This window comes from Paraburkholderia phenazinium (genome assembly GCF_900142845.1).
Classification (GTDB): domain Bacteria; phylum Pseudomonadota; class Gammaproteobacteria; order Burkholderiales; family Burkholderiaceae; genus Paraburkholderia; species Paraburkholderia phenazinium_A.
In genome coordinates this window covers 2,635,051-2,659,216 of the sequence record NZ_FSRU01000001.1, presented here as the reverse complement: position 1 = coordinate 2,659,216, position 24,166 = coordinate 2,635,051, and the positions used below count along the sequence as shown (strand labels likewise).

At 62.8% G+C, this 24,166-nt stretch carries 23 protein-coding genes and 1 rRNA gene; 14 read left to right on the top strand and 10 right to left on the bottom strand.

Annotation, left to right across the window (positions count from 1 at the left end; translation table 11 throughout):
- Positions 1 to 82 precede the first annotated feature (82 nt).
- Positions 83 to 196: ribosomal RNA gene (gene rrf / locus BUS12_RS11575) — 5S ribosomal RNA — on the top strand.
- 90 nt (positions 197 to 286) lie between these two features.
- Here rrf and BUS12_RS11570 read toward each other — a convergent pair.
- From BUS12_RS11570 to BUS12_RS11560, 3 genes are all read right to left on the bottom strand, one after another.
- Positions 287 to 937 carry a hypothetical protein gene (locus tag BUS12_RS11570; protein ID WP_074295828.1) on the bottom strand — a complete coding sequence of 217 codons (651 nt, stop codon included), beginning with the start codon at positions 935 to 937 and terminating at the stop codon, positions 287 to 289.
- A gap of 4 nt (positions 938 to 941) precedes the next feature.
- Positions 942 to 2,336 (bottom strand): selenium-binding protein SBP56-related protein, encoded by a 1,395-nt coding sequence (locus BUS12_RS11565; RefSeq protein WP_074295827.1) that lies wholly within the window; start codon positions 2,334 to 2,336, stop codon positions 942 to 944.
- Between the two features lie 197 nt (positions 2,337 to 2,533).
- The gene (locus tag BUS12_RS11560) at positions 2,534 to 3,538 is read right to left on the bottom strand and encodes a LysR family transcriptional regulator (protein ID WP_074295826.1); all 1,005 of its coding nucleotides are present in this window, start codon (positions 3,536 to 3,538) and stop codon (positions 2,534 to 2,536) included.
- Positions 3,539 to 3,755: 217 nt separating this feature from the next.
- Between BUS12_RS11560 and BUS12_RS11555 the strand changes: the two genes are divergently transcribed.
- The 3 genes from BUS12_RS11555 (at position 3,756) to BUS12_RS11545 (ending at position 8,006) form a co-directional block, all read left to right on the top strand.
- Positions 3,756 to 5,927, top strand: coding sequence for an FUSC family protein (locus tag BUS12_RS11555; RefSeq protein WP_074295825.1), 2,172 nt, complete (start codon positions 3,756 to 3,758; stop codon positions 5,925 to 5,927).
- 157 nt (positions 5,928 to 6,084) lie between these two features.
- On the top strand, positions 6,085 to 6,324 hold the full coding sequence (locus BUS12_RS11550; protein WP_074295824.1) for a hypothetical protein: 240 nt from the start codon (positions 6,085 to 6,087) through the stop codon (positions 6,322 to 6,324).
- Positions 6,325 to 6,491: 167 nt separating this feature from the next.
- Positions 6,492 to 8,006 carry an acetyl-CoA hydrolase/transferase family protein gene (locus tag BUS12_RS11545; protein ID WP_074295823.1) on the top strand — a complete coding sequence of 505 codons (1,515 nt, stop codon included), beginning with the start codon at positions 6,492 to 6,494 and terminating at the stop codon, positions 8,004 to 8,006.
- A 76-nt stretch (positions 8,007 to 8,082) separates the two neighbouring features.
- Here BUS12_RS11545 and BUS12_RS11540 read toward each other — a convergent pair whose 3' ends face one another.
- The gene (locus BUS12_RS11540; RefSeq protein WP_074295822.1) at positions 8,083 to 8,337 is read right to left on the bottom strand and encodes a GlsB/YeaQ/YmgE family stress response membrane protein; all 255 of its coding nucleotides are present in this window, start codon (positions 8,335 to 8,337) and stop codon (positions 8,083 to 8,085) included.
- Between the two features lie 453 nt (positions 8,338 to 8,790).
- Positions 8,791 to 9,498: an MgtC/SapB family protein gene (locus tag BUS12_RS11535; RefSeq protein WP_074295821.1), complete on the bottom strand. Its 708-nt coding sequence runs from the start codon at positions 9,496 to 9,498 to the stop codon at positions 8,791 to 8,793.
- Positions 9,499 to 10,210: 712 nt separating this feature from the next.
- Between BUS12_RS11535 and BUS12_RS11530 the strand changes: the two genes are divergently transcribed.
- Positions 10,211 to 10,717, top strand: a complete 507-nt coding sequence (locus BUS12_RS11530; RefSeq protein ID WP_074295820.1) for a hypothetical protein — start codon at positions 10,211 to 10,213, stop codon at positions 10,715 to 10,717.
- Between the two features lie 172 nt (positions 10,718 to 10,889).
- Here BUS12_RS11530 and BUS12_RS11525 read toward each other — a convergent pair whose 3' ends face one another.
- The gene (locus BUS12_RS11525; protein WP_074295819.1) at positions 10,890 to 12,053 is read right to left on the bottom strand and encodes a metallophosphoesterase; all 1,164 of its coding nucleotides are present in this window, start codon (positions 12,051 to 12,053) and stop codon (positions 10,890 to 10,892) included.
- Positions 12,054 to 12,553: 500 nt separating this feature from the next.
- Between BUS12_RS11525 and BUS12_RS11520 the strand changes: the two genes are divergently transcribed.
- A complete protein-coding gene (locus tag BUS12_RS11520; protein WP_074295818.1) occupies positions 12,554 to 12,865 on the top strand; it encodes a hypothetical protein in 312 nt (103 codons plus the stop codon).
- Positions 12,866 to 12,934: 69 nt separating this feature from the next.
- Here BUS12_RS11520 and BUS12_RS11515 read toward each other — a convergent pair whose 3' ends face one another.
- Positions 12,935 to 13,519 (bottom strand): malonic semialdehyde reductase, encoded by a 585-nt coding sequence (locus BUS12_RS11515; protein WP_074295817.1) that lies wholly within the window; start codon positions 13,517 to 13,519, stop codon positions 12,935 to 12,937.
- A 190-nt stretch (positions 13,520 to 13,709) separates the two neighbouring features.
- Here BUS12_RS11515 and BUS12_RS11510 point away from each other — a divergent pair, with 190 nt between their 5' ends.
- Positions 13,710 to 14,300, top strand: a complete 591-nt coding sequence (locus BUS12_RS11510; protein ID WP_074295816.1) for an alpha-ketoglutarate-dependent dioxygenase AlkB family protein — start codon at positions 13,710 to 13,712, stop codon at positions 14,298 to 14,300.
- A gap of 100 nt (positions 14,301 to 14,400) precedes the next feature.
- Here BUS12_RS11510 and BUS12_RS11505 read toward each other — a convergent pair whose 3' ends face one another.
- The gene (locus tag BUS12_RS11505) at positions 14,401 to 14,835 is read right to left on the bottom strand and encodes a universal stress protein (protein WP_074295815.1); all 435 of its coding nucleotides are present in this window, start codon (positions 14,833 to 14,835) and stop codon (positions 14,401 to 14,403) included.
- A gap of 349 nt (positions 14,836 to 15,184) precedes the next feature.
- Here BUS12_RS11505 and BUS12_RS11500 point away from each other — a divergent pair, with 349 nt between their 5' ends.
- The 4 genes from BUS12_RS11500 to yjfF all read left to right on the top strand — a co-directional run bounded on the left by BUS12_RS11500 (position 15,185) and on the right by yjfF (position 20,040).
- Entirely contained in the window at positions 15,185 to 16,171 is a 987-nt protein-coding gene (locus BUS12_RS11500) for an ABC transporter substrate-binding protein (protein WP_074297378.1), read from the top strand.
- A gap of 121 nt (positions 16,172 to 16,292) precedes the next feature.
- The gene (locus BUS12_RS11495; protein WP_083640347.1) at positions 16,293 to 17,894 is read left to right on the top strand and encodes a sugar ABC transporter ATP-binding protein; all 1,602 of its coding nucleotides are present in this window, start codon (positions 16,293 to 16,295) and stop codon (positions 17,892 to 17,894) included.
- Entirely contained in the window at positions 17,891 to 18,922 is a 1,032-nt protein-coding gene (locus tag BUS12_RS11490; protein WP_074295814.1) for an ABC transporter permease, read from the top strand. The genes BUS12_RS11495 and BUS12_RS11490 overlap by 4 nt, the downstream gene beginning before the upstream one ends.
- Entirely contained in the window at positions 18,919 to 20,040 is a 1,122-nt protein-coding gene (gene yjfF, locus BUS12_RS11485) for a galactofuranose ABC transporter, permease protein YjfF (RefSeq protein ID WP_074295813.1), read from the top strand. The genes BUS12_RS11490 and yjfF overlap by 4 nt, the downstream gene beginning before the upstream one ends.
- A 107-nt stretch (positions 20,041 to 20,147) precedes the next feature.
- Here yjfF and BUS12_RS11480 read toward each other — a convergent pair whose 3' ends face one another.
- Together BUS12_RS11480 and BUS12_RS11475 are read right to left on the bottom strand one after the other, a co-directional pair.
- Positions 20,148 to 21,452 (bottom strand): MFS transporter, encoded by a 1,305-nt coding sequence (locus BUS12_RS11480; protein ID WP_074295812.1) that lies wholly within the window; start codon positions 21,450 to 21,452, stop codon positions 20,148 to 20,150.
- Positions 21,453 to 21,530: 78 nt separating this feature from the next.
- Positions 21,531 to 22,310 carry a putative hydro-lyase gene (locus tag BUS12_RS11475; RefSeq protein ID WP_074297373.1) on the bottom strand — a complete coding sequence of 260 codons (780 nt, stop codon included), beginning with the start codon at positions 22,308 to 22,310 and terminating at the stop codon, positions 21,531 to 21,533.
- Between the two features lie 179 nt (positions 22,311 to 22,489).
- On the opposite strand from BUS12_RS11475, the gene BUS12_RS11470 reads away from it, so the two are divergent.
- The 3 genes from BUS12_RS11470 (at position 22,490) to BUS12_RS11460 (ending at position 24,140) form a co-directional block, all read left to right on the top strand.
- Complete coding sequence (locus BUS12_RS11470) at positions 22,490 to 23,422, top strand: LysR family transcriptional regulator (protein ID WP_074295811.1); 933 nt, start codon at positions 22,490 to 22,492, stop codon at positions 23,420 to 23,422.
- A gap of 155 nt (positions 23,423 to 23,577) precedes the next feature.
- A complete protein-coding gene (locus BUS12_RS11465) occupies positions 23,578 to 23,826 on the top strand; it encodes an AbrB/MazE/SpoVT family DNA-binding domain-containing protein (protein ID WP_074295810.1) in 249 nt (82 codons plus the stop codon).
- Positions 23,820 to 24,140, top strand: coding sequence for a type II toxin-antitoxin system PemK/MazF family toxin (locus BUS12_RS11460; protein WP_074295809.1), 321 nt, complete (start codon positions 23,820 to 23,822; stop codon positions 24,138 to 24,140). Before BUS12_RS11465 ends, BUS12_RS11460 begins: the two co-directional genes overlap by 7 nt.
- The last annotated feature ends 26 nt before the right edge of the window (positions 24,141 to 24,166 follow it).

Below are 24,166 nucleotides of genomic sequence, written 5' to 3'. Positions count from 1 at the left end.
TTCACCCTCTGGTGGCATCACCAGAAACTACTTCTTCCCGATTGGCTGTACTGCTCCTCGAGCAGTGCGGCAACAAGTCATGCCTGATGACCATAGCGTGTCGGTACCACCCCTTCCCATCCCGAACAGGACCGTGAAACGACTCCACGCCGATGATAGTGCGGATTACCCGTGTGAAAGTAGGTAATCGTCAGGCTCCCCAGCAGCAAGCACAAACCCCACCCCGCAAAGGTGGGGTTTGTGCGTTTACGCGCTCAAAATTGAACGCACGCAACATCACCCTCAATCACAGCGCCAGCTGTATCACCCCGCATGTCGCCAGCGTACCGGTCCACAGCAGATCGAAGTTGAGCCACTTGGTGCGCAGACCCGCCACGCCGAAGTGATCGTAAACAGCTAGCGCGATCACCCCGGTCGTCAAAAGCATTGCCGCGCTGTGTACGCACAAGGCGATTGCTGCAACCGTCGCTGTAGAACCGGCGCTCGCGGCCGCAACCCCCGTTGCGTTAGACAACGCACTACATATCGGCATCAACGCTGGAATCAACATGAGTCCGGCGCCATGGGAACCCGCCATCACAAACGACCAAAGCGTGAGGCCGGCGAAGCCCGTTTGCATGCCGACCAACGGCCGCATCCGATGACCGCGCCACGCGTGCCAGGCCGCCCAACCGATCAGCAACGTCCCACACACTCGATTCAGCACCGTGTGATCGATCACCATGCCCAGCGATAGTCCCGCCATCAACATGCTGCCGGCGGCAAGCGCATGACCCAGCGCGATCGGCACGAGCGATAGCAAAACCACCCGGCGACTGCGTCGATACAAGCCGAGCGCAACCGCGAACAGCCATCCCATCGCCGGGTTGAGACCGTGAAACGTGCCGAGTGCGGCGACCGCGAACCATGTCCACCATGAGGAGGTTGGCGGAATCATCTGCTCAGGGGTAGCAGTACGAATCGGACGAACAGTCGCCGCCTTGCAGGCGAATCTGATGCGGTCTATGCCCTTCGGGCCAGGCGAGGAAGAACTTCTCATCGAACGCCAGGCCGCCGTCCGTTCCGGCATCCAGTTTGACCATCCACCCGTCGATGCCTTCGGGATAGAACTGCGCATCCACCGCGCCGTAAAGCGAGTTCGTGAAGTAGACACGCTTGCCGTCGCGGCTGACCTCGACCATTTGCGGACCGCCATTGAGCGCACCATTCGATGCGCCGGGATGCGTCGCGTGCGAAACGATGCCGCCGATCCGTACTTTCCCCGTCAGTTTCGGTGCGAACGGATCGGACACGTCGTATTGCAGCAGGTCGCCCGTACCCCAGCAGGACACATATAGGAATCGATCGTCCATCGACAGATCGATGTCGCTTACCAGCGGCGGCACCGCACCGAACGATTTGAGCATTGGCGGCAGCAAAGCGGGATCGGCCGGCTCCGCCGGAATATCGATGATCTTGCGCACGGCCCATGTGTTCTTGTCGCGATACCAGACCCAGATGGACGACGACAGGTCCTTCAGACTAATCACGCAATTGACGAAGCCGTACGCTTTGGTCGGATCGTGGGCTGGGCGCAGTTCGAAGACGAGCTGATATTCCGGCCCAAAGTCGATCTCCTGCAGATGCTTGCGACGGGTGAAATCCCAGAAATGCAAACGACGGCCATAACGCGCACCGAGAAGCACTTCAGGAATCAGGCCGTCTTCAAAGGTGTCCGGCGTGCCCCATTCGCTGGTCACGAGGGTGTCGTAGCCTAGGTGCCACCAACCGTCGTAGGCCAACTGTTGCGGTCCGCGGTCGACCTCCCAGCGTCCGAGCGGCTCAAAGCTCTCAGGATCCAGCAGGAAAATCCCGCCGGGCGCACCGCCGTCGGTATTTCCGAGCGCCGTCACATAGATGCCGCCCGGACCGCAGTGCACGGTGTGCGGACGCGTGTAGCCGGTGCGGCTCGCAATCGTCTCCGGCTCGATCACCTTGGCAATGGTGGGGTTCAGCGGGTCGGCTTTCGTATCGAGGATATAGATGCGTGAGGAGCGTAGTCCCGGCACGACGAGGTAACGCCGCTCAGTATGCGGATGCGGCGCGTTGGGGCAAAGACATGAGGAGCAGGCGTTCCAACCGAAGTGATGCAGTTCGTCGCCGGTGTGCGGCATCGACACATTACCGACGATGCGTGCATAGGCCGGGGACGCAGGGTCGACGTCGACCACGGCGATCCCATCGGGTCGTGTGCGATCCGGATCGAACGCGGCCACATAAGCGAGCTTTTCGGGCGGCGCCTGCGCGGCAAGCCGCGGTGACGGATAAAAGCTCGGGTCCGGCTTCCAGATACCCATGGTGTTGCTCCTCCGTATCGGTTTGAATTGCGAATCGGGGCGGCACAACCAGCCATCTTGAACTTTAGTTGGTTTAGGTCCGGCGCAAAGCTCATTCTGGAATAAGCATATGCGCCTTCAGCACGAAGAGAGTCAACTTGCGATGCAACATGGGCGCGGGGCACGCTCAGTGGCGCGTGTCCCGCCTCCGCAGAACCTCAATGCTCGAACGGTTGATCCGGCGCGACGGCCGGTTCGCCGCGCACGGGCAAAAGGCCGTCGCGCGGATCGGTCTGTCCCACTTCGGCGAGCAACGCCTCATCGCGGGCGATGACCTTCGGCATATGCGTGCGAAGGAATTCGACCCATGTGCGAGTCTTCGCGTCGATGAACTTGCGCGAAGGATAGAGCGCGTAAATGCTCGTCTTCTGCAGCGTGTGCTCCGGTAGAACCCGTACCATGGATCCGTCGCGCAGCCCGTCGATTGCCGCATAGAGCGGCAGCGTGCCGATCCCCATGCCTTCGCGGATCGCCACCACCAGCGACTCCGCGATATTCACCTGCACCGACCCGCTGACTTCCATCAACTCACTGCCGTGGGGGCCTTCGAGCAGCCAATCGTTGGCAGGAAAGGCGGGCGTTTGCAGGATCAGACATTCGTGATGCGCCAGATCGCGCGGTTCTTTCGGCGCTCCGCGGGCACGCAGATAGGCCGGCGATGCACACAGGATGTTGAACGTAGAGCCCAGTAACAGTGACACGAGATCCGAATTCGGCAAGCTCGAGGCCGTGACCACCGACACGTCGCTGCTACCTTCGTACAGATCCGGCATGCGTTGCGACAGCGTCAGCTCGACGGTGACCTCCGGATAGAGCGTGCGATAGCGCGAAATCGCCGGCAGCACGTAATGCTGTCCGATGCTGGCGAAGCTGTGCATGCGCAGCGCGCCGGTAGGGCGCTCATGCGCGCAACTGGCTTCCTCCTCCGCGGTATCGACGTCCGCGAGAATCTGCCGGCAGCGCTTCAGATAGCGTTCGCCGGCGGTCGTGAGCGCGAGGCGCCGGGTCGAGCGGTTCATCAGACGGGTGCGCAGATGGGCTTCGAGTTCCGAGACCGCGCGCGACATGGCGCCTGTCGTCGAATTGAGCGACTGCGCGGCGGCGGTGAAGCTGCCGGCCTCCACCACGCGCACGAACACCCGCATATTTTGTAGCGTATCCATCAGTCCTTCTGGTTCGACATTTTTGAGAGAGAGCCGATATTGTCCTCCTGTCGCGCAACGCGATTGTTGTTCGATCTGGAATGGACGTTCCCGACTCGTGCCATTAATGCGCGTCTCCTGGGCTCCTACAATCGGGCCCTTGCCAGCCGGAGCGCGCATTGCCGCGCCCGGCGCTCTCTCCAGTCCGCATGACAGTCCGGGGCGCGGTTTTGCTTTCATGAAACGCCAGCATCTGATCCAGCAAACGTCCGACCCTCGCGGCGGATGGCCCCCGGTGCTGCGTGCGACCGCCGCGGCCGTCCGTGACTGGGCGACGGGCGATGGCCTCGTCTGGCTTCATCTGTTCAAGACGGTCACCGCGGCGCTGCTCGCGCTGGGCATCGCGATGCTGCTGGATCTGCAGCAACCGCGCACCGCCATGACAACCGTGTTCGTGCTGATGCAGCCGTTCAGCGGCATGGTGCTTGCCAAAAGCTTTTATCGGATCATCGGGACGGCGGTGGGGGCGATCGCCGCGCTGGTGCTGGGCGCGGTCTTCGTGCAGCAGCCCGAGCTTTACCTTCTCGGACTGACATGCTGGGTAGGTGCCTGCACTGCGGCGGCGGTCCGGTATCGGCATTTTCGGTGGTACGGCTTCGTGCTGGCGGGTTACACCGCCGCCCTGATCGGCATACCGGCGGTGACAGAGCCCAACAGCCTGTTTCTCGCAGCGCTCACGCGCGCCGCGGAGGTCGCGGTCGGCATTGTGTGTTCGAGCGCAGTCAGCGCCTTGATCATGCCCCAAAGGTCGGCACTCGCGCTGCAGCGCACGCTGCGCAACAGGTATCTCGATTTTACTGCGTTCGCTGCGCAGGTGCTCAGCGGCAAGGTCGAGCGGGGTGTCTTCGAGGGGCGTTTTGCCGACCTCGTCGATGAAATTGTGGGCTTCGAGGCGACCCGCACCTTCGCTGCGTTCGAGGACCCGGGCATGCGCTCCCGCAGCGGACGTCTGGCGCGCCTGAACAGCGAGTTCATGGACGCCTGCGCTCGCCTGCATGCCTTGCATCAACTGCTCAAGCGGTTGCGGGCAAGCGGCGCGAGTCCGGTTGTCGACGCAACCCTGCCGTATTTCGAAGCGCTATCGGCCCTGTTGATTCGCCAGAACGCGCAGACCGCCGACGCTTCGCATGCCGTTCGCGCGGCCGTCGAGTTGCGGATCTTTCAGTCCATGCTGCCGCGCAGCGTGCGGCAGACTCGCCGGCCGCTGGAGGCATCGGCGCCGGACCTGCTGGCCGACTTCGATACCTCGGCCGAGCTGCTCTATCGCTTCGTGGAGGAGCTCATCCGCTATACGGAGACCTATGCATCGCTCGAACACCGCAAGCCCGAAAAGGAGCGGCAGACCGTCCGCTACGTCAGCAAAACGAACGGTGTCGTGGTCGGGCTCACTTTTCTGCGCACGGTGGTGGTGATGGCGATTGTCGGGTGTTTCTGGATCGAAACCGACTGGCCAAGCGGCGGCCTTGCCGTCATCGGCGCGGCGCTTGCCTGTGCCTTGACCTCGACCGCGCCCAATGCGTCGAAGCTAACGCTGCAGATGGCCGTCGGTGCTGTCTTCGCCACGATGGTGGGCTACCTGTTCACCTGCTATGTGTACCCGAACATCGACGGCTTCCCGCTGCTTTGCGCGACGCTCGCGCCCGTGCTGGCATTCGGTGCGTTCGTCGCGATGCGCCCCGGCATCTCCGGCTACGGCGTGGGCTTTTCGGTGTTCTTCTGCTTGCTGGCCGGGCCGGATAACGTGGTGATCTACCAGCCCGATCTTCTGATCAACAACGGCATGGCCATCGTCGCGGCAATGCTGGTTGCTGCGCTGGCGTTTGCCGTGATTTTCCCCGCGCACATGCCATGGCTGATCGGCAAGATCAAAGGCAGTCTGCGATCTCAGGTGGTACTCGCCTGCAAGGGCGAATTACGCGGGTTGAATCAATATTTTCAATCGAGTACTCACGATCTGATGGCGCAACTCCGCGTCCTGCTGACGAAGCCCTCGCGCGAGCATCGCGACGCCTTGCGCTGGATGCTCATGACCGTGGAAGTAGGACATGCGGTGATCGACTTGCGCAACGAAGCGGCTCACGCAGCCTACGCGGAGGGCTTGCATCCGCGCTGGAGTACTTGCCTGGAGCAGATGAACGGCGCTATCGCGGCGCTGTTCGAGCAGCCCACGCCGCGCCGTCTCGAGCGCGTGCTGACGTCGATGCGCGAGACGATCGGGACCGTGCAGGCGGTCCTTGAAACCGTTCATGCGGATCGCGAGCGTCGGCATGACCTGCAGCGCATGCTCGGCTGCCTGCATTTCATTCGTACCGCCTTGCTCGATAAAGACGCGCCGTTTAATGCGCGTTGAGCGAGGCGCGGTTTCAATCCTTCTGCCAGATGGAAAGATGCTTTCCAGGCAAGGCCGTTTATCCGTGTACATGCTGGCCATATAGTTTTGATCACGCCCTCGCCGTTCCCAAGGGGACTTCTTGCAGGGCGTAATCGTCAGTACCGGAGAAAATAGAATGAAAGCGTTGAAAACAGTCCTGCTTGCCTGTTCCTTGTCTGCTGTAGCCGCCGTGGCCCAGGCACAAACCACCGCCCCCGCCGCCGACGCACAGCAGCAGCTTGCGCAAACCCAGGAGCGAAGCCACGAGCCGTTCGCGAGCGGCGCCGTCCAGCATGGCCGCCTTGCCGCGCCGGCAAAAAAGGCCGAAGACTGTGTCGGGCCGGTGAGTTTCTGCAATCTGTTCTTCGGCAGCTAGGAAAAGCCATCAGCTTTTGCTGATCAGTAGTGCGATGCATGCCCCGCAGCGATGTCTTACGTCATGAGACACCGCTGCGGGGCACGACAACCTGACTCCTGATTCACGCACGCGGAAGACGTGCGCATCGGTAGGCTGGAGGGTTGATTATGGAGAGACTGAGTAGCATGTACGAAGACCGGATTCGTTGTGCCGCGGTGCGCGGCAAAGTCACCTCGGCCGCTGCTGCGGCAGCGCTGATTCACGATGGCATGCGCGTCGGCGCCAGCGGCTTCACGCGCGCGGGCGACGCGAAGGCCGTGCCCGTTGCACTGGCCGAGCGGGCCCGTCAGGAAGGCAAACCGCTGCGCATTACGTTGATGACGGGCGCCTCGCTCGGCCACGACGTGGACCGGACGCTGACCGAAGCGGGCGTGCTGGCCCGCCGCTTGCCTTTCCAGGTGGACAAAACCTTACGTGATGCTATCAATCGCGGCGAAGTGATGTTTGTCGACCAGCACCTGTCCGAAACGGTTGAGATGCTGCGCGCTAACCAGCTCGGCAAACTGGATGTCGCGATCATCGAGGCCGTCGCGATTACGGAAACCGGCGGCATTGTGCCCAGCACCTCCGTGGGCAACTCGGCAAGCTTCGCGATCCTGGCCGACAAGGTGATTGTCGAGATCAACCTCGCGCAACCGCTGGCGCTCGAAGGTCTGCACGACATCTGGATTCCCGGCCGCCGGCCGAACCGTGAGCCGTTGCCGATCGTCCATCCGCGCGATCGGGTCGGCGCGCCGGTCATCGAGATTCCGCCTGAGAAAATCGCCGCTATCGTCATCACGAATATGGCGGACAGCGCGTCGACCGTGCTGCCCGCCGATGAAGAGACCGAGCAGATCGCCGGCCATCTGATCGAATTTCTGCAGCACGAAGTGTCTCGCGGACGCATGCCGGCGCGCTTGCCGCCGCTGCAGGCCGGCATCGGCACGATTGCCAACGCGGTGCTGGCCGGCTTCGTCAAGTCGCCCTTCGAAGCGTTTGAAATCTATTCGGAAGTGCTGCAAGACTCGACCTTCGACCTGATGGATGCAGACAAGGTCACGTTTGCATCGGGCGCCTCGATTACGCTCTCGGCCGCACGGCACGCGCAGGTGTTCGGCAACCTGGATCGCTATCGCGACCGTCTCGTGCTGCGCCCGCAAGAGGTCAGCAACCACCCCGAAGTCATCCGCCGCTTAGGCTTGATTGCGCTGAATACCGCGCTCGAATTCGATATCTACGGCAACGTCAATTCCACTCATGTGGGTGGGACGCACATGATGAACGGCATCGGCGGATCCGGCGATTTCGCGCGCAATGCGTCGTGCGCGATCTTCGCGACGAAGTCGATTGCGAAGGGCGGACGCATTTCAAGCGTGGTGCCGATGGTGCCGCACTGCGATCACAATGAGCACGACGTGGACGTGGTGGTCACGGAGCAGGGGCTCGCCGATCTGCGCGGGCTTGCGCCGCGTGAACGCGCCGTGCTGATTGTTGAGAAGTGTGTGCATCCGCTCTATCGCGACATGCTGCGCGACTACTACCGGGATGCATTGAAACAGGGGGGGCAAACGCCGCACCGTCTGGAGCGGGCATTCAGCTGGCATACACGCCTGAACGAAACCGGCTCGATGCGGGAAGAAACGGCCGCACTGGCTTGATGGTCCGTGTAACGGAACGTAAGGCGAAGACGCGCAGCCAGGGTCAGGCGACCGGAGTCGCCTGACGCGGCAAGCGCTAGGCTCCTCGCTTGAACAGCCGGACGATAAACAACAGGATCACTGCGCCGATCACCGCTGTAATGATCGAGCCGATCCAGCCGCCGCCGAGCGAGATGTGCAGGACACCGGAGAGCCAACCGCCGATAAACGCACCGACAATGCCGACGATGATGTCGACGATCAACCCGAAACCGCCGCCCTTGACGAGCACACCCGCCAGCCAGCCAGCGATTGCGCCGATGATGAGCCATGCAATGATGCCGTGTTCCATAATCAAGACTCCATGGTTGAGCGTGAAAAATTCACGGTGACAGAGCTTAGTCGAAGGGTGGGGTGCAGTCCATATTCGGGATACAGAATTAACATTGTCTCAATGTTTTGCGGCGAAGCAGACAGTGAGGCAGGCGAAAGCGCGGAACGGGACGCATGGCGGCAGTGGCCATGGCGGGGAGGCAGGGACAGACAAGGCGCAGTCGCTCGTTTCATTTCGTTCTCGGTGTCGGGCTGCACAGGCATACGAAGCGTCAACTCATACGGCGTACCCCACCCTCGCCGAGGCGAGACGCCAGCCGATGCTTCGTCTACGGTTGTTATAGATGAAGCCGTCGCCGGGCGCAAGGCGTGGACTGGCCGGTATGCGGCAAGCGCCCCGCTGCCGGGCGTTTGAGCGCGTGGCGCCGGTGCGTGGCGGGCACGGCCGTCCACCACAGCCGGCGCCGCCGTGCTACTCCGGCGTCGGTTCCGCTTCTTTGGCGATCCAGCTGACGCTCGAAACGCTCGTTTCCATGCTGATGCGGCTTGCCATCAATTCGAGCTTGGACTGATCCTTCGGATGCAGTTTGATGGTCGCCGTGACGCGCATACGGCCGGGCTGCTCCGTGACGTCCTCGCTTGTCAGACTTTGAAACGACAGCGGCATCGAATACATCGAGTTCGATAGCGCCGCGCGGATATGAATCTCGTCCTCGTCGCGGCAGACCACCGTCAGCACGTACTCGCGCACGAGGTCGGCGTTCGAAACCGGCGTCGCATTGATGGTGCGGCTGACTTCGCGCAGCACGGTGTTGGTCAGCAGCACGATACCGGTGCCGGCGAGCGCCGGGCCGAAATGTCCCGCACCGCACAACACGCCGACGGCCGCCGAACACCACAAGGTCGCCGCCGTGTTGATGCCCTGGATGGAACCCTTGTCGCGCATGATCACGCCGCCGCCAAGGAAGCCCACGCCGGACACCACATATGCGGCGATCTGCGTGACCCCAGCCGAGCCGTTGCCGGTCAGCACCCCGAGTGTGACGAACAGGCACGCGCCGCTTGCGACGAGGGTGATGGTGCGCAGACCGGCGGTGCGCTGCCGCATCTGCCGTTCGATGCCGATTGCCACACCACAGGCGAAGGCGGCGAGAAGCCGCAAGACAAATTCAAGCGTCATGGGATAAGTAGTCAAGGCGTGCTAGACGCATAGTTTGAACCATACGCGTGACAGCCTCGCTAATCTAACGCGAGGCGTTACACGTGACGAGCGCGCGGGCTCTCGCTCGCGACGCGAATGCTGCCGCCACGGCGAGGCATGAAGCCTTGTCGCGACGCATTACAGGTGCACGGGGATGACTACGGCGCGCACCGTCTGCCCAGATGGCAAGACGGCGGCAGGGATGAGACTGGCGCGGCGAGCTTGCCGATCAGGCGATTGCGTAAAACGGAGATCGATAACTGCTACTGTCCAAGATGGGGAGTCCGGTTAAACGTGTGGACGGATTTTAGGCAGCGGCACGACGTGAAGTCAACCGCTGAATGGCGCTGTGAGCGAGGGCGGGATGTCTTATATGGCCGTTGGCCTGGGGGCACGGTATCAAAGCGTTCTCCGATAGCTCAGGGTGCCGTCCCGAATATCTCCCGTCTCATCTCAAAACGCATCTTGAAATAAATGCGGACTCCGAAGCTTGACAGGCTTCATCCCGGAAAACAGACTGATCGATGCGTTGAATCATGCCGTGCCGCCCGTGCGTCATTTCACACGGGTGACTGCACGTAGGTGCCCTCCCACATAACCCTGCGCGAGCGCTCCCGGCAACCGGGGGCGCTGCCTGGGGCATTTGTCCGCGGCGTGATTCTTTTTTCGTCATTACCTGTTTGAGGATCGCATGAACAAGAAAGCTCTCGGCATCGTTGCCGGCGCACTGATCGCAGCAGCACCGCTTGTCTCGTCGGCGGCTGATTCGCTTCCCGCACCGTTCGAAGGCAATAGCGTGTTGCAGGCCGACGGCATCGTAAAGGGTGTCGACGAGGCAAAGCACGCTGTCACCGTGATCGACGCCCATGGCGGCGAAGCGTCATTTACCGTCACCGACACCAGCAACCTTGCCCAGCTTCGCCAGGGCAGCAAGGTCCACGTTCGTATGGTGCGTAGCGCGCTCGTGAGCCCGACGCGCAACGCGGCCGGCGTCCAGTCGTCACCGCAGAACGTCAGCGCAGAAGTGGTTGCGCTCGATCGCGCGTCCGGCGTGGTCGAATTGAAGGGCCCCAATGGCGCCGTATTCCATATCCAGGGGCGTGATCCGGTGAAGGTCGGCAACCTGCAACCGGGTATGCACGTCGAGGTGGCCTACGCTCCGCAAGTGAGCGTCGCTGTCGCGCCTGCGGCGCAATAACCGTTCCGCGGTCAAGCTAGTTAGCTAGCTTCGCGTGAGTCTGTGCGCGGAACGCCTGCAAGGGCGTTCCGCGTTTTTTTACCGCCGCTTTCGTTCGCTTTCTATCGGCGCTTTTCATCGCGCCTGTTTGCTCGACGCGAGGCGCGACGCCATCGCTGCTGACCTTCCCGTTTCAGCTGACTTCACCCGGCACCAGACGCAGCCGGGTAATCTCCGACGGTGCGCCAAGCCGCTTGGGCGGTCCCCAATAGCCGGTTCCGCGGCTCGTATAAACCCACAGTCCGTTGAGTCGCGCAAGCCCAGCCGTGAACGGCTGCTGAAACCGCACAAAGAAATTCCACGGGAAGAACTGGCCGCCGTGCGTATGCCCTGACAACTGCAGGGTGAAACCGGCTTCCGCCGCGGCTTCGGCCGAACGCGGCTGATGCGCGAGCAGTACCTTGATCAATATGTCTCCCGGGGCGCCCGCAAGTGCCGCAGCAGGGTCGCTGCGGTGGGCCGGGTCGAAGTGCGCGGCCGAGTAGTCGGTCACGCCCGCGATCACCGCACGTGCGCCTTCGTGCTCCACCACCACGTGCTCGTTAAGCAGCACATGCAGGCCGAGTCGACGGAACTCGTCGATCCAGGCATCGGCGCCCGCGTAGTACTCGTGATTGCCGGTGACCAGAAACGCACCGTGCCGTGCGCTGAGGCGCGACAGCGGGCGTGTGTGGTCCCTCAGTTGCGGCACGCTGCCGTCGACCACGTCGCCGGTCACGGCAATCAGATCGGGCTTGAGGCGGTTGACGGCATCGACGATCGCGTCGACGTAACGGCGCTTGATGGTCGGTCCAACGTGAATATCGCTGATCTGGACGATCGTGAAGCCGTCGAGTGCGGGCGGCAGATCGTCGATCGGCACCTCGATCGTGACAACGCGTGCCCGGCGCCGCGCGTTGAAGAGGCCCACCGCGGTGGACAGCAACGCCAGCAGCGGCACCGCCGCGGCGGAGTCCGTGCGCCAGACGCTCAGCGGGATGGCATGCGGCCAGATCGCATCGACGGTCAGCAGCGATGCCATTGCCAGATCGCGCACGAAGGTGAGCACCAGCAGGGACGAGAAGAAACCCATCGCCAGTAGGCCGATCCACGCGAGGCGGTCGCCGAGCGGCTGGCGCTCGATCGTGCGCGCCAGCATGCCGAGCGGAATCAGCAGGCAGGACAGCACGAGCCAGAGCGCTGCCAGCCATCGGGCGGCGGTATCGATGGGCAGGTCTGGAATGATACGAAAGCCGACGTAAATATGCAGCAGGACGCCAATGCAAATAATGCGGACAAGGAACGATGAGCGGCGCATAGAAGGGGGTCAAGGCGGAAGGGGTGCCGGACGAGCGCGCAAAGGTTCTGGCGCGTTCTGTGCAGACTTGCCGGCAAGGCAGATCATTCTACCGGCATGTCGTCGGGCCTGCCGGAGCGGCCCGGATTCCTTCCAGGCCAAGCCTGCGGCCGCGAACATTCTGACGGGGGACGCTTGCGTGTCGAGGCGCGCTGGCCGGGTGCGGAGCGGTCAGAGGTCGATCGGGAAAGAGCCCGGAAAAGGGCCTGGAAAGGACCGCAAAAACGACCTCAAAAAGGCCGCCCAAAAACTCCAAAAAGACCGGAAAGAAACCGGGGAAACGCGAATTAAACAGCTTTTGAATTGCCCGCCCGAGTGGACTATCCTGAAAGAGAGCCCTGATGCAACCGGCCCCTCCGGCGCCTTGCATCCGTCTGGATCGCCGCGGCCAGTCAGGTATGACGGTTGCATCACGTGGTTCGTCTTGTCGCCCGTTGAGAGCGAGAGGTGGGAGACGCATCATGAAACTGACCAGAACCGGCCATCATCCGCATCACGTCGGCCATGAAGGGAGTCATGTGATGTTGCCGATGGTGGTGTTGTCGCTGATGGCCATCGGGGTGTACTACGGAGTGCGCAGTCTCGACATTTCGGAGCTAGGCCGGGACGCGCTATTCGATGTCGTGATGGTCTTCGTGGCGCTGGGCATTGCGGGGCTCTTCGGCGTCGTCGGCGCGTGGTTGCGCTCGCGCGGCGACGAGGCCGAAGAAGGTTTTTGCTTCGTCGGCGCACTGATCGGCGCCATTGTGTTTTACGTGGCGTTGTTCGCCTGAAGCGTGAAACCCGAAACCCGAAGCCTGAAGCGAAACCCGCCGCGCGCCTCGTACTTCACAACACTTGCGTCAGACGATCTGAGCGGCCTCGTCGAACGTAAAGCGCGGGCTGCGCGCGAACAGCTTCGACGGGTCGCCGTAGCCGAGGTTGATGAGGAAGTTTGCCTTCACCGTCGTGCCCGCGAAGAACGCCGCGTCGACCTTGGCCGCATCGAAGCCCGACATGGCGCCGGTATCGAGCCCCAGCGCACGTGCCGCCATGATCAGATAGCCGCCTTGCAGCGTCGCGTTGCGAAAAGCCGTGTCGGCGATGGCTTTTTCGTTGCCCGCAAACCAGCTGCGCGCATCGGCGTGCGGGAACAGTTTAGGCAAGTGCTCGTAGAAGGCCATGTCCATCCCTACGATCACCGTCACCGGCGCAGCCATCGTCTTCTCGAGATTGCCAGCCGACAGGGCGGGGCGCAGCTTTTCCTTCGCTTCCTGCGACTTGACGAAAACGAACCGGCCCGGGCTCGAATTAGCCGAGGTCGGTCCGAGCAGGACGAGTTCTACCAGTTGCCTGAGCAGGGCATCGTCGACCGGTTTGGGTTGCCAGCCGTTATGCGTGCGCGCGTTGCGAAAGAGCTGGTCGAGTGCGTCGTCGGAAAGGTTCATGATGGTCAACTGGGTAACAGGAAAAGTTGGATCGTGGGGCTGCCGGAGGGGCGCAGCGTGGCACGGTTTGCCGCGAGTGGGCGTGAATAAAAGCGCAAGCCGGATACGTGACCCATGGCGGCGACTCGTTCCATAATAGCCCGGCCACTTTCCACTCAAACGCGCAGATGCGCATGCGACATGCTATCCCATGAACGATCTGTTCGACGATCTTCCCAAGCCCGACGTTGCCTGGTATCCCGACTGGCTCGCGCCCGCCGCGGCTGAGCGCGCGTTGCGGCAACTCATCGACGAAGTGGCGTGGAAGCAGGAATCGATGGGCACGCCGGCCGGTCGCGTAGCGCTGCCGCGTCTCACCGCGTGGCAAGGCGAAGCGGACGCGATCTACGTCTACTCCGGCATTCGCAACGTGCCGCAAGCGTGGACGCCGATGGTGGCCGAGTTGAAGACGCAGGCGGAAACGATCTGCGAGTGCCGCTTCAACAGCGTGTTGCTTAACCGCTACCGCAATGGACTCGACAGCATGGGCTGGCACGCCGATCACGAGCGCGAGTTGGGGCCGCAGCCGGTGATTGCGTCGGTGAGTCTGGGCGCAGCCCGCACTTTCGATCTGCGTCACAACAAGACGGGGGCGGTGCAGTCGTATCAGCTCAAAGGCGGCAGCCTGCTCGTGATGCGGGGCAACACGCAGGCGGAGTGGCGGCATCGGGTGCCTAAGGAGCCGCGTATTAGCGGCGAGCGGATCAATCTGACGTTTCGCTGGGTGATGCCGGAGCGCTAGCGGCGTTCAATGGCGCCGGCGCGGTGGGCGCAGATAAAACCCGCCTGTTTGCCGCGCGGCGTTGAAACCCCCACGCGCAAGGAAGTCTGCCCATGCCGCTTCAGTTGACTGCCGTGACCGGAACGCGCGAAACGCTCACCAGCCGGTCCAGCACACTGCGGTTCACCAGCCGCGCGACGGCGTGAAACAGATCCCTGCGCGGCGCGGTGACCACAATCTCGTCGCAATCGTTTTGCTCTGCGCAATTCGCGATGGTCGGCACCAGCGCGCCCACCCTGACTTCTACGGAGTACTTGACGCCTGCATCCTCGAGAATGCGTTTGGCGCGGCTAAGCGCCGCCTCGGCGTAGCCATCTTCGAGCGCGCGCAGTGTCGAGAGCGAATAAAACGCTTCGAGACGTGTCGATTCGAGCGGCGGCTGCACATTGACCAGCACGACTTCGGAGGCACATCGCTCGTTATAGAGGAACGCAGCGTGCCGGACGGCTTGCAGCGAGCGCGTCGAGCGGCTTACGGGAACCAGCAGTTTCAGCATGATCGGTTGTCCATCAGTTGACCGTCGGATCTGACTGCGGGTGTGCAGCAGGATCAATTAAAGCGTAGCGGCAGGCGTGTTCCAGGCGTCTAAAGACTGCCTGCCGACGCGTAAAAATCACATAAAGAACGCTGCCGGAGCGCGTGGACAAGCGCACATTGCGGCTGCCGCGCCGGTATGCATGACTGTGAGCCCCGCTTCAGGTCGCTATACCAAAATTGGTATGGAGGGCGCGAATCATATGATTGGACGCTGAGGGCGCCAGCCACTACGCTTGATCACGATCCTTGCCGAGGGCTTGCTTCAGGCCACCACGGATCGCCAACACAACAACGATCAGGAGACAGTCATGGCGAATTCACGACGCGTGGTATGTCGTGCGTTGGGCGCGCTCGCGCTCACTGCGGGTTTCGGGGCACTCGCCCTCACTGCACCCGGCGCATATGCCCAGGACAAACCCATCACCCTCGGTTTCGCGCAGGTCGGCGCCGAGAGTGCATGGCGCACCGCCAATACCGAATCGATCAAATCGGCCGCGGCCGATGCCAAGATCAACCTCAAGTTCTCGGATGCCCAGCAAAAGCAGGAAAACCAGATCAAGGCGATCCGTTCATATATCGCGCAGAAAGTCGACGTGATCGCCTTCTCGCCGGTGGTGGAATCCGGCTGGGAGCCGATCCTGCTCGAGGCCAAGGCCGCGAAGATCCCGGTGATCCTGACCGACCGCAACATCGACGTGAAGGACACCTCGCTCTACGTCACGATGATCGGCTCGGACTTCATGGAAGAAGGGCGGCGCGGCGGCCACTGGCTCGAAGATCACTATAAAAACGATCAAGGGCCTATCAACATCGCGGAACTGCAGGGAACGGTCGGCTCCGCGCCGGCGAATGACCGGCACTCCGGACTGATGGAAGTGATCAAGAACGATCCCAAGTTCAAGATCATTGCCTCGCAAAGCGGCGACTTCACGCTAGCCGGCGGCAAGCAGGTGATGGAAGCCTTCATCAAAACTTATGGAAATAAAATAAATGTTGTTTATGCGCATAACGACGACATGGCGTTAGGCGCCATCCAGGCGATGGAAGAGGCCGGCATGCACCCCGGCAAGGACATCACCGTCGTCTCGTTCGATGCGACCAAGGGCGGCTTCCAGGCGATGGCCGCGGGCAAGATGAATGTCGATGTGGAGTGCAGCCCGTTGCTGGGGCCGCAACTGATGTCGGCGGTGAAGGACGTGGTGGCCGGCAAGCCATTGCCGAAGCGGATTTTGACGCAGGAGACGGTCTTCCCGATGAGCGTCGCGGCGCAGACCTTGCCGACCCGCAAGTACTGAAACCGAAGCGAATCGAATCGATCAGGTGATCAGTAGAACATAACGAGTTTCTCCAGCGGTGCCTGGCCGTCCGGCTGTGACTGCAGCGGGCGGCCTCTTTTCCACCCATCGAGCGAGGTCTATGGCCCACCCGACTCCTGATTCGTCCGATCCCGTCCGTGATCGCGGCCCGGCGCCGACGCCGCATGCCGCTTCAAACGCTCAAGCGGGAGAAATTGAGCCAATCCTGGCAACCGCCGGCGTCAGCAAGACATTCCCCGGTGTGAAGGCGCTGCAAAACGTCGACTTCCGTCTGTTTCCCGGCGAGGTGCATACGCTGATGGGGCAGAACGGCGCCGGCAAATCCACCTTGATCAATGTGCTGACGGGCGTGGTTGCGCCCGATAGCGGCGTGGTGCGGCTCGGCGGTCAGCCGGTGGCCTTCGGTTCGCCGCAGGAGGCCGAGGCGGCCGGCGTGCGGACGCTGTACCAGGAAGTGAATCTGTGTCCCAATCTGTCGGTGGCGGAAAACGTCTTTGCGGGGCGCCAGCCGAAGCGTTTCGGCGCCATCGACTGGCGCGAAATCCGGCGTCGCGCGCAGGCGGCGCTTGCCCGGCTCGACGTCTCGCTGGATGTCACCAAATCGCTCGATGCCTACCCGATCGCCGTGCAGCAGATGGTGGCCATCGCACGGGCGATCTCGGTCGACGCGCGCGTGCTGATTCTCGACGAGCCCACTTCCAGCCTCGATGACAGCGAGGTGGCGCAGCTTTTCAAAATACTTCGGCATCTTAAGCAATCGGGTATTGCGATCTTGTTCGTGACGCACTTTCTCGAGCAGACGTACGCCATTTCCGATCGCATTACCGTGATGCGCAATGGCGAGTGTGAGGGCGAGTACCTCGCGCGCGACCTGTCGGCGGATCAACTGGTTGCGAAGATGGTAGGACACGAGCGGATGAGCGCGCGCCTGCGGGACGCCGAGCACGAAGCGCCGGCAGAACGGCAAGCCGTGGAGCCGTTCGTCGAGCTGCGCGGCGTTGGGCGGCGCGGCAGCATGCAGCCGGTCGATCTCGACGTCCAACCCGGACAGATTCTCGGTCTGGCCGGCCTGCTCGGATCGGGACGGACCGAGACCGCGCGTTTGCTGTTCGGCGCGGATCGTGCCGACAGCGGCACGATCACCGTAGGCGGGAAAGCGGTGCGCCTGCGCTCGCCGCACGACGCGGTGGCGCTCGGCATCGGCTATTGCCCGGAAGACCGCAAGAAGGAGGGTATCGTCGCCGAACTGTCGATCCGCGAAAACATTCTGCTGGCGCTGCAGGCGCAGCGCGGCTGGCTGCGCAAGATCAGCCGCGCACGGGCCCGGGAACTGGCCGATCTGTGGATCGAGCGGCTTGGCATCAAGGCCTCGGACGCTGAACAGCCCATCGGTCTGCTGTCCGGCGGCAACCAGCAAAAGGCGCTGCTGGCGCGCTGGCTTGCCACCGAACCCAGGTTGCTGATTCTCGACGAACCGACTCGCGGCATCGACGTAGCCGCGAAGTTCGACATCATGGACCGGATGCTGGCCTTGTGCGCCGGCGGCCTCGCAATCCTGTTCATTTCGTCGGAGGTCAGCGAGGTGTTGCGCGTGAGCCACCGCGTCGCGGTGCTGCGCGACCGCCGCAAGATTGCGGAAGTGGCGGGCAACGCCTCGAACGAGGACAACATCTATCGACTGATTGCGGGGAGCGGCGAATGAAGCTATCGAACTGGTTCGCGCGTGATGGCGCGGAGCGCCCGCTGATCTGGCCGTGCGTGACGCTTGCGCTGCTTTTCCTGCTCGATCTGTGGGTCAATCCGCATTTTCTGTCGCTGCGCATGCTCGACGGCCACCTGTTCGGCGCGCCGATCGACATTCTCAATCGCGCGGCGCCGCTCGTTCTTGTGGCGACGGGTATGACGCTGGTGATCGCCACGCGCGGCATCGACATTTCCGTCGGCGCCGTGGTGGCTATTGCCGGCGCTGCAGCGGCCACCATGCTGGCTACGCAGCCGTTCCCGAGTGCCGGGCTGATCGGCGAGGCGCTCGCTGCGGCGTTGCTTGTGGGGATTCTGAGCGGCATGTGGAACGGCATGCTGGTGGCCTACGTCGGCATGCAGCCGATCATCGCCACCTTGATCCTGATGGTGGCCGGCCGTGGCGTCGCGCAGTTGCTGACCGGCGGCCAGATCATTCCGATCGGCGCGCCGGGCTATCTGTTCGTCGGCGGCGGCTATCTGCTGGCGGTGCCGTTTTCCGTGTGGATTGCGACTGCCGCGGTGTTGCTGACGGCGCTGCTCATCGAGGGCACGGCGCTCGGGCTCTTTATCCGCGCGATTGGGGTGAATCCGGTGGCAACCCGGCTGGTGGGACTGCGCTCGAAAGCCATCGTATTTGCCGTGTATGGCTTTTCCGGACTCACCGCGGCCATTGCCGGCATTCTGATCAGCTCGAACGTACGCAGTGCAGACGGTAACAACGCGGGACTGCTGCTCGAACTCGACGCCATTCTCGCGGTGACGCTGGGCGGCACTTCGCTGCTCGGCGGGCGTTTCAGTCTCGCGGGCACGGTGCTCGGTGCGCTCATCATCCAGACGCTCACCTACACGACCTATTCGATCGGCGTGCCGCCCGAAGCGACGCTCGTCGTCAAGGCGGTGGTGGTGCTGGTGGTCAGCGTGATCCAGTCGCCTTCGGCGCGTGCGCTGGCGATGTCTGTGTTCAGCCCGCGTGGGGTGGCGCGATGAAACGTCTGGTCGATATCTGGGCTCGTATTTTCGATCCGCGCACGCTGCCGATCGCCGTCACCATCCTGCTGTTCTGCGCGCTGTTCGGTTTCGGCTCGGTGATGTACACCGGCTTTTTCTCGCTACAGGTGCTGCTCGATCTGCTGATCGACAACGCCTTCCTGTTGATTGTCGCGATCGGCATGACGTTCGTGATCGTCTCGGGTGGGATCGACCTCTCGGTGGGTTCGGTGGTTGCGCTGACAACCATCGTCGAGGCGGTGCTATCCGAGCAGATGCACGTGTCGGTCTGGGTCATCCTGCCGATCGTGCTGGTGATGGGCGCGCTATTCGGCGCGGTGCAGGGCGCGTTGATCCACTTTTTCCGGTTGCAGCCGTTCATCGTTACGCTGGCTGGGATGTTCTTCGCTCGCGGGCTGTGCTTCCTGATCACTACGCAGTCCATCACAATCACCGATCCGACCTTCAAGGCCATCTCGTCGTACCGTCTTCCGGTCGGCACCGGCTCGGTGAGCGCCAATGTGCTGATCGCGCTGGTGACGCTGATTACCGCGATTTTTGTGGCGCATTTCACGCGCTTCGGACGCAATGTGTATGCGGTCGGCGGCAATCCGCGTTCGGCGCTGCTGATGGGGCTGCCGGTGGCGCAAACACGGATTGGCGTCTACGCGCTGAGCGGCTTCTGCTCGGCGCTCGGCGGCGCGGTCTTCACGTTCTACGTGCTGTCCGGCTATGGATTGCAGGGGCAGGGCATGGAGCTCGATGCGATTGCCGCGACTGTGATCGGCGGCACCTTGCTGACGGGCGGCGTCGGCTATGTCATCGGCTCGCTGTTCGGTGTCGGCATTCTGGGCACGATCCAGACGCTGATCACGTTCGACGGCACGCTGAGCTCATGGTGGACCCGCATCGTGATCGGCGCGCTGCTGTGCGCGTTCTGCCTGCTGCAGCGGCTGATCGAACGTCATGCGCGTTCGGTGCGGCGGCCGGGCGGTCCCGCCGGGGCGGTGGTGGCGACGCCGTCGCGCGAACGCGCACGTCATGATGCGTCCGCGACGGATTCGCATGCGGCTGGCCGCGTGCCGCAGAAAGGGTTGCCCAAGGCATTGGGTCGTTGAAAGAGGCGTGGGCGCTCTGCCGTTGGGCAAAGACGCTCACGCTACGAAGCAACATGTTGATATAGCCAGGCAAGACGATCAGCGACGCCATCAAGCGCGCGGAGACCTCACGACATCAAGGCTCGGCCTTTGGTTTCAGGCAAGGTGAAGGCAGCGAGAATCACCACGCCATACGCCGCGGCCGCAAACACGCCGATTGCATGTCCGAGCGTCATGCTCTGCGACACATAACCGATCAGGAACGGAAACGTCGCACCGACCGCTCGTCCGAAGTTGTAGCAGAAGCCTTGTCCCGACCCGCGAATCCGGGTCGGGAAGAGTTCGGTCAGGAACGCCCCCATCCCCGCGAAGATTCCCGACGCGCAGAAGCCGAGTGGGAAGCCGAGCGCGAGCATCGACAGGTTGTCGAGCGGCAAGCGCGTGTACATCAAGGCGATTGCCACCGAGGCCAGCGCGAAGGCGATGAAGGCGCGCTTGCGGCCGATCGCATCGCTGATATAGGCGCCGGCCAGGTAGCCGCAATACGACCCGGCGATCACCACGCCCAGATAGCTGCCGGTGCCGATTACGCTCAGATGCCGTTCGGTTTTCAGATACGTCGGCAGCCAGGTGGTGACCGCGTAGTAGCCGCCTTGCACGCCGGTGGCGAGGATCGAGGCGCGCAGCGTGGTCCAGATCATGTCGCGGCGAAAGATGTCGAGCAGGGAAGGGTGCACCTGCGTATCCGCTTCAACCCGTTTCTGCTGCCGATGCGCCTCCGGTTCGGCGACGAAACGGCGAATCCAGATCACGAAGGGCGCCGGTGCAATGCCGAGCGCAAACAGCACGCGCCATGCGTCGTGCGCGGGGACGAACGAGAACACCAGCGTGAACAGCAAGGTGGACACTCCCCAGCCGATTGCCCAGCCTGCTTGCACGAGGCCCACTGCCTTGCCGCGGTCGCGCGGGCGGATCACTTCGCCGATCAGTACCGCGCCCGCCGTCCATTCGCCGCCGAAGCCTAGCCCCATCAATCCGCGTGCCCACAGTAGCTGCGCGAAGTTCTGCGCCAGCGCGCAGGCCAGCGTGAAAATCGCAAACCAGAGGATGGTGATCTGCAGCGTCTTGACCCGGCCGATGCGGTCCGACAGCAGACCGGCGGCCCAGCCGCCGAGCGCCGAACTGAGCAGCGTGACCGTGCCGATCAGACCCGCATCGCCGCGCGTGATACCCCAGGTGGCGATCAGCGTGGGAATCACGAAGCTCAGGAATTGCGTGTCCATTGCGTCGAGCATGTAGCCGATCTTGCAGCTCCAGAAGGCGCGCTTCTCGCCCGCCGAAATCGTGCGGTACCACGAGAACGGGCCGCCGGTGCGTGCGTCGGAGGGGGATGTCTCCGTCGTATCGGCTGTCAACTGCGCTTTGCTTTCCATGCTTAACCTCCGGGTCGTTTTAGGAACCGTGTCTTGATGCACGGCTTGCAGCGGGATAGAAGACCTTGAGTGACGCGTTCAGAGAATCGCGAGCCGCGTGTTCGGGATATCCGTGATCAGCATGTGACCGGGTTTGTGGGCAATCGCGAACGGCAGACGCGCGCTTTCGATGGCCGCTTGCGGTGTCACGCCGCAGGCCCAGAACACCGGCAGCTCGTCGCTGTGGATGTCGACCGCATCGCCGAAATCGGGCCGTGACAGATCGCGGATGCCGATCAGCGACGGGTCGCCCAGATGCACCGGCGCACCGTGCACGGAGGGAAAGCGGCTGGTGATCTGGATGGCGCGAATCGCGTCGGCGGCCTTCATCGGCCGCATCGATACGACGCGATGACCGCCGAACACGCCGGCCCGCACGTTGGCTTCGCTGGTGCGGTACATGGGCACGTTGCGTTCCTGTTCGAGATGGCGCAACGCAATTCCCTCGCGCTTGAGCATCTCCTCGAACGAAAACGAACAGCCGATGGCGAACACCACCAGGTCGTCGCGCCAGAGTTCGTTCAGGCTGCGCACTTCTTCCGTGCGTTCGCCGTGACGGTAGATGTAGAAGGCGGGCACGTCGTTGCGCACGTCGAGATCGGCGCCGAGCGCGGGCACTCGCCAGTCGCCGGGCTCGCCGATTGCGAGCAGCGGACAGGCCTTCGGATTGAGCGTGCAGAAGCGCAGGAAATCGTCGGCGGATTGGCGCGGCAGGATCGCCAGATTGGCTTGCGCGAAATCGCCGCAATAGCCGGCGGTGGGGCCGGACAGGCGGCCGCTGCGAACCTGCTGGCGGAATTCGGATGGAGCAAGGGACATGAACGGGCTTCGCTTCGGGTGACGGATGCGAACCAGAGTAGTCGCGCCGAAAATATCCATCTAGCGAGATTTTTTTGCTTTTCGTTAAATTAAACTTAACGAGGTAGACGGCCGTCGCGCCACTATTTGCCCCATCATTCGCCAGATGATTGACCCGCTCATTTGCCAGAGATGCCGCTGTGAATACACGCTTTGTGGAAACGTTTCTGACGCTGGCCCGCCTCGGCAGTTTTCGCGCAACCGCTAACGCGATGCACGCGACGCCCGCGGCGATTTCATTGCGCATCAAGACGCTGGAGGCGGAATTGGGCGTCGAGTTGATCGAGCGCAGCGCGGCGGAGTTTCAACTGACGCCGCACGGCGAGCGTCTGCTCACGCATGCGCGCTCGGTCGTGCAGGCGACGCGCTCGCTGCAACTCGCCGCCCAGGACGACGCGCAAATCGCCACGCGGCTGCGGCTCGGCGTCATCGAAACGGTTGTGCATAGCTGGCTGCCCGACTATGTCCGCATGCTCAACACAGAATACAGCCGCATCGTGGTGGACCTGACCGTCGACGTGAGTGCCGTGCTCGCGCCGCGACTGCGCGCGGGCGAACTGGACCTGGTGTTGCAGGTGGAGAGCGACGGCGACCCCACGGTGGTGTCTACCGCGCTGGCGAGCTACCCGGTGCGCTGGATCGCGCGCCGCGACCTGATTCCCGCGAGCCGCGCGAAGCATGTGCAGACGGTGCTGCACAAACCGGTGCTGACGTTCGGACGCGGGACTGCGCCGCAGATGGCGGTGGAGGGCATTGTCAGCGAGCTCGCGAGACGGGCGGGTGTGCCGCTCGAACAGACCAACGTCACCTGCATGCCGTCGGTCGCGGTGATCGTGCAGTTGCTGCGCGACGGCTACGGCGTGGCGGCGGTGCCGGCGCTGTTCGTCGAGCCGTTGCTACAGAGCGGAGAACTCGGCGAGTTGCAGGTGCGGCCGTTGCCGCCGCCTATCGTCGTGGCCATGTGTTATCGCGATGACGCCGCTGTGGGCGTGCTCGCGGCAGCGCGAGTGGCGCACGACGCTTGCGACGCCTATGCGCAGACCATGGGCCGACAGTTGATCCAGCGACGCTAGCGGGCGGGGGCTTTGGCAACGTACCGCATCGACTCGCGGCGGATTGCAACGTATCGCAATGCGATTCGTCTTATGCCGTTTGCCGTGCTATCGTGTAATAACATTGTGCTTACTTATGTTCGCTAACCCTTTAGCATTCCTGTTCAGGTGACGCCATGAAGACAACGATCCGCAGAATGGGCAATTCCCATGGCGTACTGATTCCGAAACCCATCTTGACCCAACTGGGACTGGAGGACGAAGTGGATATGCAAGTAGAGGGGAACGCATTGGTCTTGCGTCGCCCGCAGAAGAGGGCCCGCACGGGCTGGGCGGACGCGAGCCGCTCGTTGGCGGCGTCGGGTGACGACGACCTTGTGATGGGCGAGTTTCCCAACGCGGATGACGCGGGGTTCACGTGGTAGCGCGCGGCGACGTCTGGCTGGTTGCGCTGGATCCCACCATTGGCAGCGAGATTCAAAAGACCCGGCCGTGCGTGGTGGTGTCACCATCCGAGTTGCACGATCATCTGCGCACGGTGATCGTGGCGCCCATGACCACGGCCGGCAAGGCCGCGCCGTTTCGCGTGCCGCTTACGTTCTTGCGCAAGAAGGGTTTGATCCTGCTCGACCAGATCTGCACGGTCGACAAGACGCGGCTGGTGAAGAAAGCGGGGGCGGTGTCGGATCTGGCTTTATCGAACGCGTTGTCGACGCTGCAGGAGATCTTTGTCGAGTGAGGCTACACGCTGCGATAGCGCATCGC

What these genes read in the sequence shown, in the direction of transcription:
- BUS12_RS11570 (WP_074295828.1), bottom strand. Translation starts at nt 937, where the DNA reads ATGATTCCGCCAACCTCCTCATGGTGGACATGGTTCGCGGTCGCCGCA.
- BUS12_RS11565 (WP_074295827.1), bottom strand. Translation starts at nt 2,336, where the DNA reads ATGGGTATCTGGAAGCCGGACCCGAGCTTTTATCCGTCACCGCGGCTT.
- BUS12_RS11560 (WP_074295826.1), bottom strand. Translation starts at nt 3,538, where the DNA reads ATGGATACGCTACAAAATATGCGGGTGTTCGTGCGCGTGGTGGAGGCC.
- BUS12_RS11555 (WP_074295825.1), top strand. Translation starts at nt 3,756, where the DNA reads ATGAAACGCCAGCATCTGATCCAGCAAACGTCCGACCCTCGCGGCGGA.
- BUS12_RS11550 (WP_074295824.1), top strand. Translation starts at nt 6,085, where the DNA reads ATGAAAGCGTTGAAAACAGTCCTGCTTGCCTGTTCCTTGTCTGCTGTA.
- BUS12_RS11545 (WP_074295823.1), top strand. Translation starts at nt 6,492, where the DNA reads ATGTACGAAGACCGGATTCGTTGTGCCGCGGTGCGCGGCAAAGTCACC.
- BUS12_RS11540 (WP_074295822.1), bottom strand. Translation starts at nt 8,337, where the DNA reads ATGGAACACGGCATCATTGCATGGCTCATCATCGGCGCAATCGCTGGC.
- BUS12_RS11535 (WP_074295821.1), bottom strand. Translation starts at nt 9,498, where the DNA reads ATGACGCTTGAATTTGTCTTGCGGCTTCTCGCCGCCTTCGCCTGTGGT.
- BUS12_RS11530 (WP_074295820.1), top strand. Translation starts at nt 10,211, where the DNA reads ATGAACAAGAAAGCTCTCGGCATCGTTGCCGGCGCACTGATCGCAGCA.
- BUS12_RS11525 (WP_074295819.1), bottom strand. Translation starts at nt 12,053, where the DNA reads ATGCGCCGCTCATCGTTCCTTGTCCGCATTATTTGCATTGGCGTCCTG.
- BUS12_RS11520 (WP_074295818.1), top strand. Translation starts at nt 12,554, where the DNA reads ATGAAACTGACCAGAACCGGCCATCATCCGCATCACGTCGGCCATGAA.
- BUS12_RS11515 (WP_074295817.1), bottom strand. Translation starts at nt 13,519, where the DNA reads ATGAACCTTTCCGACGACGCACTCGACCAGCTCTTTCGCAACGCGCGC.
- BUS12_RS11510 (WP_074295816.1), top strand. Translation starts at nt 13,710, where the DNA reads ATGAACGATCTGTTCGACGATCTTCCCAAGCCCGACGTTGCCTGGTAT.
- BUS12_RS11505 (WP_074295815.1), bottom strand. Translation starts at nt 14,835, where the DNA reads ATGCTGAAACTGCTGGTTCCCGTAAGCCGCTCGACGCGCTCGCTGCAA.
- BUS12_RS11500 (WP_074297378.1), top strand. Translation starts at nt 15,185, where the DNA reads ATGGCGAATTCACGACGCGTGGTATGTCGTGCGTTGGGCGCGCTCGCG.
- BUS12_RS11495 (WP_083640347.1), top strand. Translation starts at nt 16,293, where the DNA reads ATGGCCCACCCGACTCCTGATTCGTCCGATCCCGTCCGTGATCGCGGC.
- BUS12_RS11490 (WP_074295814.1), top strand. Translation starts at nt 17,891, where the DNA reads ATGAAGCTATCGAACTGGTTCGCGCGTGATGGCGCGGAGCGCCCGCTG.
- yjfF (WP_074295813.1), top strand. Translation starts at nt 18,919, where the DNA reads ATGAAACGTCTGGTCGATATCTGGGCTCGTATTTTCGATCCGCGCACG.
- BUS12_RS11480 (WP_074295812.1), bottom strand. Translation starts at nt 21,452, where the DNA reads ATGGAAAGCAAAGCGCAGTTGACAGCCGATACGACGGAGACATCCCCC.
- BUS12_RS11475 (WP_074297373.1), bottom strand. Translation starts at nt 22,310, where the DNA reads ATGTCCCTTGCTCCATCCGAATTCCGCCAGCAGGTTCGCAGCGGCCGC.
- BUS12_RS11465 (WP_074295810.1), top strand. Translation starts at nt 23,578, where the DNA reads ATGAAGACAACGATCCGCAGAATGGGCAATTCCCATGGCGTACTGATT.